Genomic DNA, 14,212 nt, shown 5'->3' with positions numbered 1-14,212 from the left:
TATGGATATAGGAAGTATGTCAATGGCTATGAGTCAAAATTCATTAAAAACAGCAGTTTCTTTATCATTAATGAAGATTCAAATGAATACAAGCAAAGAAATGGCAACTGGAATGAACGATATGATAAAAAATATGGCAGTAGATCCAGTTAGAGGTCAAAAAATTGATGTAAAGGCTTAAAGAATTAAACCAGTAACTAAAAGTTACTGGTTTAATTTATTTTTTTATAGAAAATTAATTAAAGTTTTAAAAAATAATTACGATAATAATTAAAGAAAAGAAAATTGGAGGGGAAGATATGAGATTAAATATCAACGTAAACTCTTTAAATATATATAGAAGTTATTCAAAGAACCTTATAGATAATAAGTCAGCACTAGAGAGAATTTCATCGGGAAAGAAATTAAATAGTGCAAAGGATAATCCAAATAAGCTTGGACAAAGCGAAACTATGAGGATTAAACTTCGAAGTCTTCAAATGGCAGAGAGAAATGTTCAAGATACTAACTCAATGCTTCAATCGGTAGACGGGTCTTTAGATAGTATAAATAATTCATTAGTAAGAATGAAAGAGTTAGTGGTAAAAGCGGCTTCAGATACTAATTCTTTAGAAGATAAAAAAATAATCCAAGAAGAGATAGATTCAATTAAGGACGGAATTGATGAACTTGTAGATAAGAGTGAGTTTAACGGGGTAAACTTACTTAAAGATGATGGGGTTAAAAATAACTATACTCCAAAATATATGGAAACTATGATTGGTGCAGATAGTGGGGAAACAGTTTTTATTCCAAAATACAATGCGAGTACAGATAAACTTGCAGATAGGGATGGAAATAAACTTAGAGATTTATCAGTTTTAAATGATAAAGATGCACAAAAGGCTATAAGTACTGTAGATGATGTAATAGAACAAGTTACATCGATGAGAAGTAAATACGGTGCTATAGCATCAAGATTAGAAACGACAGGAAATGGTTTAGGGGAACTAGAGGGGATGACAACAAAAGCCCAAAGTCAATTATCGGACGCTGATATAGCGAGTGAAATAGCAGAACTTTCAAGAACACAAATTTTAAATAATTCTTCATTAGCGCTTATGGTTCAAAGTAATAACTTACCAAAAGATGCATTAAGAGTACTTGAGAGAATGAGATAATTGATTCATAATAATGTTTTAAACGAGCTATACAAAATTTGTATAGCTCGTTTGATTTTATATGCAAAATATATTAAAATGGTATATATGTTAAAAAGATGCAAATTTAATGAATAATTAGTTAATACTCAAATAAAATTAAAAAATAGTGATAAAATAAATCGTATGTTGTAAAAGGAGGGAGTTTTAATAGCATTTTTAATTCAATATAAAAACTTTTTTAAAACAACGTAGAAAAAATAAAATTATTACATTATAATATATAAAGTGAATAAATTATGATACAAATAAACACTTTTAGAAAATTATGTTAAAAAATATAGAAGTAATATTGGAGAGATAAATATGAGAATAGGAAGTACATATGACCTTATAAAAGAAGGGTTAGATGCAGCGGGTGTTAGAAGTAAGGCTATAGCTAATAATATAGCTAACATAAATACAAAAAACTACAAAAGAGATGTAGTATCTTTTGAAGAAAATTTAAAAAATGAGACTATGAAATTATCTTTGAAAAAGACTAATCCAAAGCATTTTGGTGATTCAGAAGGTGAAGGTAATATAACTGTAAGTAAAGATATGACAACAAGTATGAGATCAGATGGTAATAATGTTGATTTAGATATAGAAAAAACTAATCAAGCAGCAAATCAACTAAAATATAATGCTTTAGTTGAGATGGCAAGTGGGAAATTAAATAATCTAAACTTAGTTATACGTGGTGGGAGGTAATAGGTAATGAATGCATTTTCAGCTATGAGAATTAGTGCAAGTGGACTTTCAGCAGAAAGACTTAGAATGGATACAATAACAGCAAATGCAGCAAATGCTATGACAACTAGAGGAGAAGATGGAAAGCCTTATGTTAGGAAGGTAGCTGTATTTAAAGAAGCGTTAGATCAAAATATGAACAGTATAGGTGTTAAAGCAGTAGGAATAGAAAAAGATAAATCACCTCTTAGAAAAGTTTATGATCCAGGACATCCAGATGCAGATAAAGATGGATACGTTACTATGCCAAATGTAAATATTTTAAATGAAATGGCGGACATGATTGCAGCATCTAGATCATATGAAGCAAATGTAGATACATTAAATGCAAATAAAAATATGTTTTCAAAAGCATTAGAGATAGGCAAATAGATAGGAGAGTAATAAATGATAGTTAATAATTTTACACCAAACCCTGCGGTGTTTCAGACAGATATTTTAAATAGTAATAAAGGAATTAAAGAAACAGAAAAATCTGGAGAAAGTTTTAAAGGAATATTTGAAAAAAGCTTAGATCAAATAAATCAAAAACAAATAGAAGCAGAAAAATCGCAAGAGGCTTTTATTAAAGGTGATAACGTAGATATACATGATGTAATGCTTAAAGGAGCAGAAGCAAAACTTTCATTACAATTTGCAGTTGAAGCTAGAAATAAACTTCTAGATGCATATCAAGAAATAAATAGAATCCAATTATAAAATACTGTAATGGAAGGGGAAGCAAATGGATAAAATAAAAGAACTATTCAAGAAAGTATGGGAAAAGTTCAAATCTTTTTCAAAAGGTCTTAGAATAGCAATTTGCATTGCAATAATAGCTTTTATAATAGCAATAATAACTTTCTTTGTTTATAGTGCTAAAAGTAAATATCAGGTGCTATTTTCGGATTTAGACCCTCAAGATGCACAGGTTATAACTAATGCGCTAGAACAAAAGAAAGTTGAAACTAAAGTTGAAGGAAATTCAATTTTAGTAGATAAAAACAAAGTAGACGAACTTAGACTTGAACTTGCACCACAAATAACAGGTGGTAGCAAAGGTTATGAACTTATGGACAATGCAAGTTCTTTTGGAATGACTGATGAAGAATTTGCATTAAAAAAGCAAAGAATGCTACAAGGAGAACTTGAAAAAACTATTAAAAGTTTTCCACAAGTTAAAAATGTTAGAGTACATATAACACCTGCAAAAGATTCAGTCTTTGTTGAAGACAAGGAGCCTGGTAAAGCTGTTGTGATTTTAGATTTAGTTCCAGGAAACACTATGACTCCAGAACAAGTTAAATCTATAGTAGCTTTAGTTTCAGGAAGCTGTGAAAATATACCTCAAAAGAATGTACAAGTTATAGATCAAAATATGACACTTTTAAGTGCACAATTAGACTTAGGTGATAACAATAATGGAACTGGAGTAACTGGAGGTTCTATCGCAAATCAGCAAAAATTAGAGACAGATTACGAAGGAAAACTTCAAAAACAAATAGTAGAATTATTAGAACCAGTAATAGGACAAGGCAAAGTTAAAGCTAACGTAAATGTTGATATGGATTTTGATTCAAAGCAAAAAACAGAAACAGTAATAGATCCAAATAAAGTTATAGTTAGCCAAGAAACTATAAAAGATATAAATAAAGCAAAAGATGGTGCAGTTAGTGAAAGCCCTGTAGATAACAATATGAGTAATACTATAGACGATTCAAACGGAAGCTCATCATCACAAAGAGAAGAACAAAAAACAAACTACGATACAGGAAAAACAGAAACAAAAGTTATAAGTGCACCTGGTGAAGTTAAAAGAATGACAGCATCTGTAATTATTGATGGGGATCTTCAAGGTGGACTTCAACAAACAGTACAACAAGCTGTAGAATCTGCTATAGGATTTAATACAGAAAGAGGAGATCAACTTTCTGTTGTAGGAATGAAGTTTGATCCAACAGCAAAAGCAGAGCAGCAAAAACAATTAGATGAATTTAATCAGCAAATACAAACTGAAAAGAGAAATAAAATAATTATGTATAGTGCAATAGGTGCAGCTGTACTTATAGGAATAATAATTCTAATAATTATTTTAAGAAAGAAAAAGCAAGATGAAGAAGATAGAGAACTTGATGTTATGATCGGTGGAGATGATTATAAAGATGAAGTTCAAACATTTAAGAATATGAAATTAGATACTACAACAGAACAAGAGCACAAGGAAAATCAAATTAAAGATTATGCAAAAGAAAAACCAGAACAGGTTGCAGATATAGTTAAATCATGGCTAAAAGAAAACGAGAGGTGATAATATTTGGCTAAAAATAAATTGACTGGGGTACAAAAGGCGGCTATTTTATTTATAACTCTTGGGCCAGAAGCATCAGCAGGTATACTTAAAAAATTACCTGAAAATGAGATAAAGAAAATAACTTACGAAATAGCAAATATGGCTACAGTCAAATCAGAATTAAAAGAAGAGATATTAGAAGAATTCCTTCAAATGAATAAAGCTAAAGACTATATTATTGAAGGTGGAATGGATTATGCAAGAGAGCTTTTATCAAAAGCTCTCGGAAATCAAAGAGCAGCTGAGATTTTAGAGTCTGTATCAGAAGCTACTCAGCAGTACAGTCCTTTTTCAATCGCAAGAAAGGCTGATGCTCATCAGTTATTAAATGTTATAAGTACAGAGCATCCACAAACTATTGCGCTTATACTTTGTTACTTACAACCAGAAAAAGCAGCACAAGTTTTAGCTGAACTTCCAGAAGATGTACAAAGTGAAGTATCTTATAGAGTTGCAACTATGAGTAATACATCTCCTATGGTTATAAAGGAAATAGAAAAAGTTTTAGAATCTAAATTATCATCTGTTGTAAGAACAGAAATGACAAGCTTAGGTGGAGTAGAAACTTTAGTTGGAATCTTAAACCAAGTTGATAGATCTACTGAGAAAAATATCACACAAGAACTTGAAAAAGAAGATGCTGAACTTGCAGATAAAATTAAAAGCTCTATGTTTGTATTTGAAGATATTGTACTTCTTGATGATGTATACATTCAAAGAATGCTTAGAGAAATTGATGCAAAAGATTTATCTCTTGCACTTAAAGGCTGCTCTGATGAAGTTGCAAACTCTATTTACAAAAACCAATCAAAGAGAGCTGCAGCTTCTTTAAAAGAAGATATGGAATTCTTAGGACCAGTTAGATTAATAGACGTAGAAAAAGCACAACAAAAAATACTAAACATTATAAGAAGATTAGAAGATGCAGGAGAAATAATTATTTCAAGAGGTGGCGAAGATGCAATCATCGTATAATCTTATAAAAGCTAGTAAATCTCTTGAAGGAAATGAAAAAACTATACAAACAACCTACATAAGAGAAAATGGGGCTTGCGGTATAGGAACTGATGATTTAGATATAGATCCAAAAGAAATAGTAACTCAATATAAAGAGATGGCAAATAACATCTTAGAGGAAGCCCAAAAAACAAGAGAGAGAATGCTTGTAGATATAATGGAAGAATCTAAGAGACTTGAAAAAGAAGCATATGAAAATGGATATAGACAAGGGTTTGATAATGGAATTGAAGATGCTAAAAAAGAAGTTTATGAAAATATAATTCCAAATGCAAACCTTGAAGCTTCAAACATTATAAATAATGCCCATGAAATTTTAAAAAATGCAAATTCAGAATATAATAATTATCTTGAAGATAAAAAAGAAGAAATAGTAGAGTTAGCTTTTAGTATTGCAGAGCAAATACTTAAAAGAAAAGTAGAAGTTGATAACGCTATAAGTGATATTGTAGATGAAGCTATAAAGGATGCTAAAGGTGAAAATAGTTTATTAATTAGAGCTAATGCATTAGATATAGAGGAACTAAAAAGTCACGTAGATAGATGGAAAATCAGTAAAGGTATAAGAGATGGTATTTTCATTATTGAAGACAATATAGATAGAGGAAATGTAATTATAGAAAAAGACAGTGGGATTATAGAAGCTGGAATAGAAGTTGGACTTGAAAAAATAAAAGAATCATTAAGGGGGTAATTCATTATGCTTGATATAAATTTTGATGAATTAATCCAAAAAGTATACAGCACAAATACCTTAAAAACTGAAGGTGTAGTTGATAAAGTAATAGGACTTACAATAGAAGTAAAAGGGATTAAAGCTTTCGTAGGTGAACTTTGCATTATATATAATCAAATGAAAAAACCTATTAAATGCGAGGTTGTTGGATTTAAAGGTGATTCTGTTATACTTATGCCCCTTGGAGATTTAATCGGAATATCTCCAGGATGCAAAGTAATACCAACTGAAAAACCATTAAACGTAAAATGTTCAGATGAATTACTCGGAAAAATTATAGATGGACTAGGTAACCCTTTTGATACTAGTCTACTTTTAAAAGGAGATGAATACCCTTTAGAAAATTCACCTCCAGACCCTATGAGTAGAAAAAGAATTAGAGACATTATGCCAACAGGCGTTAGAGCTATTGATGGATTTTTAACTTGTGGCGAAGGGCAAAGGATCGGTATTTTTGCAGGTAGTGGTGTTGGTAAGAGTACAACCCTTGGAATGATAGCTAGAGAAGCTAAAGCTGATATTAATGTTATTGCATTAATCGGTGAGAGGGGAAGAGAGGTTCTTGAGTTTATTCAAAATGACCTTGGAGAAGAAGGCATGAAAAGAAGTGTTGTTGTTTGTGCAACATCAGATAAACCAGCGCTTATAAGATTAAAAGGAGCCTTAACTGCAACAGCTATAGCAGAGTATTTTAGAGATAAAGGCAAAAAGGTAATCCTTATGATGGACTCAGTTACTAGATTTGCTATGGCTCAAAGAGAAGTTGGGCTTGCAATAGGAGAACCACCAGCTCAAAAAGGATATACACCATCAGTTTTTGCAATGCTTCCAAAGCTTATGGAAAGAGCGGGTACTTCAGATAAAGGATCTATAACAGCTTTTTATACAGTCTTAGTAGATGGTGATGATTTTAATGAACCAATTGCAGATACTGTAAGAGGTATTTTAGATGGGCATATAGTGCTTTCAAGAAAACTTGCCCACAAAAACCATTATCCGGCTATAGATATATTAAATAGTGTAAGTAGACTTATGTCTCAAATTTGCACAGATGAGCAAAAGAGGGCAGCATCAATAGCTAGGGATTTACTTTCAACATATAATGATTCAGAAGATTTAATAAATATCGGAGCCTATGTTAAAGGATCAAACCCTAAGATTGATAACGCTATAAAATATCATGATTATATTGAAAATTTCTTAAAGCAAGGAATTACAGAAAAATCTGATTTTAATGATAGTGTAAATAACTTAACATCAGTATTTAGTTAAAGAAGGTAGAAGATGAGTAAAGGATTTGTTTTTAGACTTCAAAAAGTTTTAGATATAAGAGAAGAAAAAGAGGAAGAAAGCAAAAGATTTTTTAGAGAAAGTCAAAAAGCATTAAATGAGGCTAAAATAGAACTTTCAAATATGGAATCTAATGCAAACAAGTATAAAGGAATAAAACCAAATGAGGATGTTGTTTATCAAAAAATAAAACGTACATATTTAAAGGCTTTAGAACTTGGGATAAAAGACAAAAAGAAGGAAGTTATAGATAAAAAAGAAGAAGTTGAATATAGAAGAAATGATCTTTTAAATAAACAGATTGATAGAAAAACAGTTGAAAAATTAAAAGAAAAAGAACGTGAAGCATTTTTCAAGGAAATAGATAGAGTAGAGCAAATAAATAACGATGAATTTGCACTTTATGCATATATGAGAAACTTGAAAGGAGGTGAGATATAAGAAATGATAAATACAAATATGAAAATTAGTATTAAAGAGTCTACTCCTAAACCTAAAATAAAAGAGTCAAGTACTAAAGATAATTTTAGTGAAGTTTTAAATAAGGTATCAGTAGATAAAAAAGAACCTAAAAATACTAAAAGTGAAGAAAATATAAAAAATGAAGTAGTAACTAATGAAAAGCCAAAGGATATTAAAAATGATACTATTTCAAATAATGATTCTACAAAAGAAGTTAAAGAATCAAATGAAAATAATAAAGATAATAACGAAGTAAAAGGTACAAAAAATCAAGAATCTAACGATAATAAAGAGAGTGAAGTTAAACCAGAAGATTTAGAAGGTCTACTAGAACTTTTAAACGGTTTAATGAATGTAAATTCAAAAGATTCAATGAAAAATATATCTAAAGAAGATATAAAAGCGATACAAAGTTTAATGTTAGATTTAGAAAGCTTATTAAAAAAAGATAAGGGCTTAGAAAAACTAAATTTAAAAGAACTTGGAGTTGATTTATCTAAACAATTAAATAAATTAATGGAAAATGATGAATTTAAAAATAAACTAACGAAAAACAACCTAGATCTTTTAGATAATGTTATAAAAGAAATTTCAAAAGAAATTAAGGGCTCTTCTGTAATATTAACTAAGGATGAAGAAAACAGTTTTAGTGAAGTTTTAGAAAAACTTCAAACAGAAATCAAAAAACAAAAACCAAACGAAAATAGTGGTACATCAATAAAGAATTCGGACAAAAATATATCTTTAGAAGATGAAACTACTTTAAATAGTAATAATGTAGATAAGAAAATAACTAATGTATCTAATGATAAGAATTTTAAAGAAAATAACCAAGGTGAAAAAGAAAAACCAAAAGATTTAATGGTTAAAGGGGAAAAGGAAATTCAAACAAAAACATCATCAGAAGATAAAGTATTAGATAAGATATTAAAAGGTGATAGCGATAATCTAGATAAGTTTTCATTATTCCAAAAAAGATTAGATATTTCTAAAAGTATGGAAGTAAAACCAGAGGTTAGAGCAGTTGACGCAAGAAATTTAAGAGAAGATATAATAAGAAATGTTAAATTCATGGTTACAAATACTATGAAAGAATTAACAGTAAAGGTTTATCCTAAAGAATTAGGTGCTATAACAATTAGCTTAACTCAATCAGAAGGAGAGATGAAGGCTATATTAAAGCCAACATCAAAGGAAACATATTCAATGCTTATGCAAAACTCTGATGAGATGAAAAAGATTTTAGGAGATCAAAATATAAAAATATCTTCAGTTCAAATAAGTCTATATAACGATGACACAACTTTTTATAAAGATTCTGAATTTGCTAATGGATTTATGAACGATGGTGGTAATAAAAGTGGGGAAGAGAGACATAATAATAAGGCTGTAAACAATACAGCAATTAGTGAAGACGAACTATCAGATGAGGCTTCAAGAGATAGAAACGTCGATATGTTAGCTTAGAGGAGGTATAAAAATGCCAAGTAATATTTCTTTAAGAGATGCAAACAATAATGGCAGTGCAACTGATAGAGGAACTAAAATTGTGCAAAAAGGCGATGACTTAGATAAAAATGCTTTTTTAAAGATCTTAGCAGCACAATTAAGTAATCAAGATCCAACTCAAAATGTAGATTCAACTCAATATGTTTCGCAGATGGCACAATTTACATCTATGGAACAAATGAATAACTTAAACAACACTATGAGTAACTACGCTATGCAAAACTTAGTAGGTAAGGGAGCGACAGTTAAGCTTTTAGATCCAAACGGTATGCCATACACTGGAGTTATTAAAAGTGTAAACCAAGATTCAAGTGGAACTACTATTTCTTTAGAAGTAAGTGAAGACGGTAAAAATACTTATAAAGAAATCAAATACGAAGATATAATATCTGTAGTTGATGTTCCAGATTATTCATTACCTGCAATTAATAATTTAAATGGTAATATGTCATTTTTACTTGCTTCATCATTTATAGGTAAAAGCGTTGAGATAAAAGATAAAGGTGAAGATGGAAAAGATGTAACTTTAAATGGAGTAGTTAAAGGTACTTTTAAAGAAGACGGAACTATTAAAGTTAGAGTTTTATTAGATTCAGGTGAAATAAAAGAATTCTCTTACGATAAGATATCAAAAGTTGGAGATTTTACTGGAAAAGAAGACGATAAGGACACCAAAAAGTAAAAAGTAGGTGGAATATATGGGCTATAGGATGATTAACGGAAAGGCATGTAGAGTAAATAATATTGCCGAGATACAAGGAAGTAAACCGAATCATATAAAAAATAAGCTACAAGATAACGGTAGTAGTTTTAGCCAGATATTAAATGAAAAACTTAGAAAAACTGAAAGCTTAAATATCTCAAAACACGCAGAGAGAAGATTAAGGGAAGTAAATTTTTCAGAAGTTGATTTCAAAGCAATTCAAAAAGGTTTTGATATTGCAAAAAGTAAAGGTTCTAAAAACTCAGTAATGTTATACAAGGACGTAGCTATAATTACAAGTATTGAGAACAATACAGTCATAACAGCTATAGAAAAAGATAGAGCAAAAGAAAATATTTTTACAAATATAGATAGCGTTGTGATTTTATAGGCTGGACCTAAATAGATAGGAAGCCTAACTCTTACGGAACGATAGAAGTAAGAATTTTTATTTAGATTTGGGAGGAAAATTTATGTTAAGATCAATGTATTCAGGGATTAGTGGAATGAAAGCTAATCAAACTAAACTAGACGTTATAGGTAACAATATTTCAAACGTTGGAACAACAGCATTTAAATCATCAAGAGTAACTTTCTCAGATATGATGAGTCAAAATATATCAGAAGCAATGTCACCATCATCAAATCAAGGTGGTAAAAACGCAGCTCAAGTAGGTCTTGGGACTCAATTATCAAGTATAGATAAAGTAATGACTCAAGGTATGATGCAACCTACAGGAAGATCACTAGATTGTGCTGTAGATGGAGACGGATTCTTTATGGTAAGTAAGGGACCTGCAGTTTATGGAGACCAATTAAAGGTTAATCACAGCCCTGGAACTCACACTTTAGAACACGGAAACAGCTCAAGTGAAATGATGTATTCAAGAGATGGATCATTTATCTTAGATAGAGATGGAAATCTTTTAACTAAAGATGGATATAGAGTTATGGGTTACTCAGTAACTAACGATGATAACACTATGCCACCTACTGGTAAAAAACCAAATGCAGTTAACGCATCAGGATTTGACTTCCAATTTGGACCTGGTACTCAGTTAAACGGATATAAAATAGCTTTCGGTGCTATAGGACCAAACACAGTTACTTCATCAACTATAAATAAAGATGAAAAAACTATAATAGTTAATGCAGATTTATCAAGATCTGGTGCTGTAAATGCAGAGCAAGTTTCTAACGCTATAAACAAAGCTTTAGGTGCAGAAGGAATATCACAACAAGTTATGGTTTCTAATAAACCAAACGTTGTTACAGGACTAGGATCAGATAAAGTTGTAGGAGGTTCAGATGCAACTAAACCAGATAACATTCCATTCCTTGGATTTAATATGGAATTCGATGAGGGAAGTCAGTTAAACGGTTATACTTTTGAAGTAAATGAAGTAGGTGCTGGAACTACAACAAAAGCTAGAGTAGACGGAAATGTAATTAAAATTGACGTAGATTTAACGTCTCAAAGTCCAAACAGAGATAGTCTACAAAATGCAATAAATAAAGCATTAAATGAAGCAAAGAAAGAGCAAAGAGTAACATTAACAGGTACTGGAAGTACTCTTTCAATGCTTTCAGGACAAGCTTCTGATAATGGGTTAGATGCGAAAGCACCAACAACTAAAGTTAATAAAAACTCTGATTCACCTACAGATACTTTCGGAGGATTAACAATAAACTTCGCAGAAGGTGGACAACTTAACGGTTATGAAGTAGTTTTTGGTAAAACTGATGCTGGAACAAAGACTGATGTAACTTTAGATACTTCAAAGAAAAGAATTACTTTAGATGCAGATTTAAATGATAAAGGATTAGATTTAAAAGATTTACAAGATAAAATCAATAAAGAATTAGATAGAAACGGTAAATCAACTACACACGTAACAAGTATTACAGGAACACCAAATGTTTTAGATGTTAAAAATACTTTAGGAATTTCTGACGGTCAAGATATGACAAGCCCAGGACAAATAGAACTTGGTGGAATATCAATAGAAGTTCCAAAAGGTTCAAAATATAACGGGTTAAAAGTAGAAATAGGAGATGTAAGAGCTAGTTCATTAAGTGCAAACTATGATGCAGGTTTAAATAAGATAACTTTATCAGGCGACTTCGTTACAGCAGGTGGAGTAGCAGGTAAAGACTTAGCAGATGAAATAAATAAAAAATTAGGTTTAACTGGTGATGATAGATTCTTTGCACAAGGTTCATACAAAGGAATAGATAGTTTAAATTCTGATCCTATAGAAGGCGGAGAAGATTTAAAATCACCTACAGGTGAAACTAAAGTTAATGGAATGAATATAACTTTAAAACCAGGTGGATCTTTAAACGGATATACTTTCCAAATAGGAACTATAACTAAAGGAACTAAAACTTCAGCAGACGTAGATGCTAAGAGTAAAGTTATAACTTTAAATGGAGATTTTACAAGTCAAGGTGCAGTAACTAACGATTCTATGAAATCAGCTCTAAATAAAGCACTTAAAGAAGCTGGAATAAACCAATATGTAGATAAGATAGAAGGAAAACCAAACGTAATTTCAAATACTGAATCAGGTGAGACTAACGGAGGAACTCCAGTTGAATCTTTAACAGATAATGGTGCACTTGAATTTGTAAGTGGTACAGGAACAGTTAAATCATACGACGGAGAACTTAAGACTTTAAAAATTCCAGATAAGGTAGTTATGCCTGGAAGTGGAGAAGAGCTAAGAGTTAAAACATTTAGTATAGATAAAAATGGTTTAATAACTGGAACTTTAGAAGATGGAAGAGTTGCAGCACTTGGACAACTTGCTATGGCAAGCTTTAAAAACCCAGAAGGTTTAACAAGTCTTGGTAAAAATCTTTACTCTCAATCAGTTAACTCAGGTGATGCTATAGTTAAGAGCGGACTTGGAACTACAGGGGAAGATAATAGTTCAGGTTATGGTGACAGTATTCAAGGGATGCTTGAGATGTCAAATGTAGACCTAGCAGAACAATTTACAGATATGATCACAACAACAAGATCATTCCAAGCAAGTGGAAAGATGATAAACACTGGAGATGAAATTCTTCAAGATATCATTAACTTAAAAAGATAGTTAATTAAAATAGAAGTTTTGGGGGTAATCCCCCAAAACATTCTATTAAATTGTTAAGAATTAAGAGTAAAGAAGATTTCTTTATTCTTAATTCCTAATATAGAAAATGAGGTGGTTAGATGGTTGAATTAACAGGAATGAATAATAAAAGTTTCGTATTAAATGCAGATCATATAGAAAAGATTGAGGAAGTACCAGAAACTCTGATAACTTTAACTAATGGTAAGAAATATATTGTTCTTGAAACTATAGATGAAGTAATTGAAGAAGTTGTTAAGTACAAAAATAGAATAGTGACATACAAATTATAGGGGGATTCTAAATGAAAAAATCAGACGCATTAACTGGGATTGGCTTAGGAGTTGCAATTGTACTTATAGGTTGGGCTATGAGCAATGGAAGTAATATAATGATATTCTGGGATTTACCTTCAGTTGCAATAACTATTGGAGGATCTTTTTGTGCAGTGCTTATGGGAATAACTATGAGCGATTTAAAAAAGATGGGTAAAGTTCTTATACAAGCATTTAAAGAACCTTCAAATTCAAAAGTACAAATAGTTACAGAGTTTGCTTCTCTTTCAAAAAAAGCTAGAAGAGAAGGATTATTATCTTTAGAAGATGAAGTATCTGGATTAGATGATGACTTCTTAAAAAAAGGATTACAGATGGTTGTAGATGGAATAGAACCAGAAGTGATTAGAGAAATAATGGATTTAGAAATTGAAGAGATGGAATCTAGACATAAGTCAGGGTCAAATCTTTTCGCTACATGGGGAGCTTACGCACCAGCATTTGGTATGGTAGGAACACTTATTGGACTTATTCAAATGTTACAAAACCTTACTGATACAACTACTATAGCATCTGGTATGGGTAAAGCTCTTATAACTACATTTTATGGTACTATTTTAGCTAATATGTTTTGTAATCCAATAGCTGCAAACTTAGATAAAAAAAGCGCTATGGAAGTTTCTACTAGAGAAATGATGCTTGAAGGAATATTAGCTATACAATCAGGTGTAAACCCAAGAATAGTTGAAGAAAAGCTTATGACATACTTAAACCCTTCTGAAAAAGAAGAATTTAAGAAGAACAATTCAGAAAATGGAGATAATGAAGGAGTTGTATAAAA

General features: G+C 30.7%; 16 protein-coding genes. All 16 read left to right on the top strand.

Translation table 11 applies throughout. The features are described 5' to 3' along the window. The first annotated feature begins 1 nt into the window (after position 1). The 16 genes from INR60_RS07910 to INR60_RS07835 all read left to right on the top strand — a co-directional run bounded on the left by INR60_RS07910 (position 2) and on the right by INR60_RS07835 (position 14,210). Positions 2-181, top strand: coding sequence for a YjfB family protein (locus INR60_RS07910; RefSeq protein WP_194190928.1), 180 nt, complete (start codon positions 2-4; stop codon positions 179-181). 118 nt (positions 182-299) lie between these two features. Next, a complete protein-coding gene (locus tag INR60_RS07905; protein WP_194190927.1) occupies positions 300-1,160 on the top strand; it encodes a flagellin in 861 nt (286 codons plus the stop codon). Positions 1,161-1,505: 345 nt separating this feature from the next. Then, a complete protein-coding gene (gene flgB, locus INR60_RS07900; protein ID WP_194190926.1) occupies positions 1,506-1,892 on the top strand; it encodes a flagellar basal body rod protein FlgB in 387 nt (128 codons plus the stop codon). Between the two features lie 6 nt (positions 1,893-1,898). Next, complete coding sequence (gene flgC / locus INR60_RS07895; RefSeq protein WP_194190925.1) at positions 1,899-2,303, top strand: flagellar basal body rod protein FlgC; 405 nt, start codon at positions 1,899-1,901, stop codon at positions 2,301-2,303. A 15-nt stretch (positions 2,304-2,318) separates the two neighbouring features. Further along, entirely contained in the window at positions 2,319-2,630 is a 312-nt protein-coding gene (fliE, locus tag INR60_RS07890; protein WP_194190924.1) for a flagellar hook-basal body complex protein FliE, read from the top strand. A gap of 25 nt (positions 2,631-2,655) precedes the next feature. Next, positions 2,656-4,218 carry a flagellar basal-body MS-ring/collar protein FliF gene (fliF, locus tag INR60_RS07885; protein WP_194190923.1) on the top strand — a complete coding sequence of 521 codons (1,563 nt, stop codon included), beginning with the start codon at positions 2,656-2,658 and terminating at the stop codon, positions 4,216-4,218. A 6-nt stretch (positions 4,219-4,224) separates the two neighbouring features. Continuing rightward, positions 4,225-5,235, top strand: a complete 1,011-nt coding sequence (gene fliG, locus INR60_RS07880; protein ID WP_194190922.1) for a flagellar motor switch protein FliG — start codon at positions 4,225-4,227, stop codon at positions 5,233-5,235. Continuing rightward, positions 5,219-5,971: a FliH/SctL family protein gene (locus tag INR60_RS07875; protein WP_194190921.1), complete on the top strand. Its 753-nt coding sequence runs from the start codon at positions 5,219-5,221 to the stop codon at positions 5,969-5,971. Before fliG ends, INR60_RS07875 begins: the two co-directional genes overlap by 17 nt. 6 nt (positions 5,972-5,977) lie before the next feature. Then, positions 5,978-7,285: a flagellar protein export ATPase FliI gene (fliI, locus tag INR60_RS07870; protein WP_194190920.1), complete on the top strand. Its 1,308-nt coding sequence runs from the start codon at positions 5,978-5,980 to the stop codon at positions 7,283-7,285. A 12-nt stretch (positions 7,286-7,297) separates the two neighbouring features. Beyond that, positions 7,298-7,744, top strand: a complete 447-nt coding sequence (fliJ, locus tag INR60_RS07865) for a flagellar export protein FliJ (RefSeq protein ID WP_194190919.1) — start codon at positions 7,298-7,300, stop codon at positions 7,742-7,744. 3 nt (positions 7,745-7,747) lie between these two features. Continuing rightward, a complete protein-coding gene (locus tag INR60_RS07860) occupies positions 7,748-9,232 on the top strand; it encodes a flagellar hook-length control protein FliK (RefSeq protein WP_194190918.1) in 1,485 nt (494 codons plus the stop codon). Positions 9,233-9,245: 13 nt separating this feature from the next. Continuing rightward, positions 9,246-9,956: a flagellar hook assembly protein FlgD gene (locus INR60_RS07855; protein ID WP_194190917.1), complete on the top strand. Its 711-nt coding sequence runs from the start codon at positions 9,246-9,248 to the stop codon at positions 9,954-9,956. Positions 9,957-9,972: 16 nt separating this feature from the next. Next, on the top strand, positions 9,973-10,368 hold the full coding sequence (locus INR60_RS07850; RefSeq protein WP_194190916.1) for a TIGR02530 family flagellar biosynthesis protein: 396 nt from the start codon (positions 9,973-9,975) through the stop codon (positions 10,366-10,368). Between the two features lie 82 nt (positions 10,369-10,450). Beyond that, positions 10,451-13,078 carry a flagellar hook-basal body complex protein gene (locus INR60_RS17700; protein ID WP_194190915.1) on the top strand — a complete coding sequence of 876 codons (2,628 nt, stop codon included), beginning with the start codon at positions 10,451-10,453 and terminating at the stop codon, positions 13,076-13,078. 119 nt (positions 13,079-13,197) lie between these two features. Further along, the gene (locus INR60_RS07840) at positions 13,198-13,389 is read left to right on the top strand and encodes a flagellar FlbD family protein (protein ID WP_194190914.1); all 192 of its coding nucleotides are present in this window, start codon (positions 13,198-13,200) and stop codon (positions 13,387-13,389) included. A gap of 11 nt (positions 13,390-13,400) precedes the next feature. After that, positions 13,401-14,210, top strand: coding sequence for a motility protein A (locus INR60_RS07835; protein ID WP_194190913.1), 810 nt, complete (start codon positions 13,401-13,403; stop codon positions 14,208-14,210). Positions 14,211-14,212 lie beyond the last annotated feature (2 nt).

The sequence above is a fragment of the Clostridium chrysemydis genome, assembly GCF_015234215.1.
GTDB classification, from domain to species: Bacteria; Bacillota; Clostridia; order Clostridiales; family Clostridiaceae; genus Clostridium; species Clostridium chrysemydis.
Note: the sequence above shows the minus strand (reverse complement) of the source record. Positions and strands in the feature narration are given on the sequence as shown.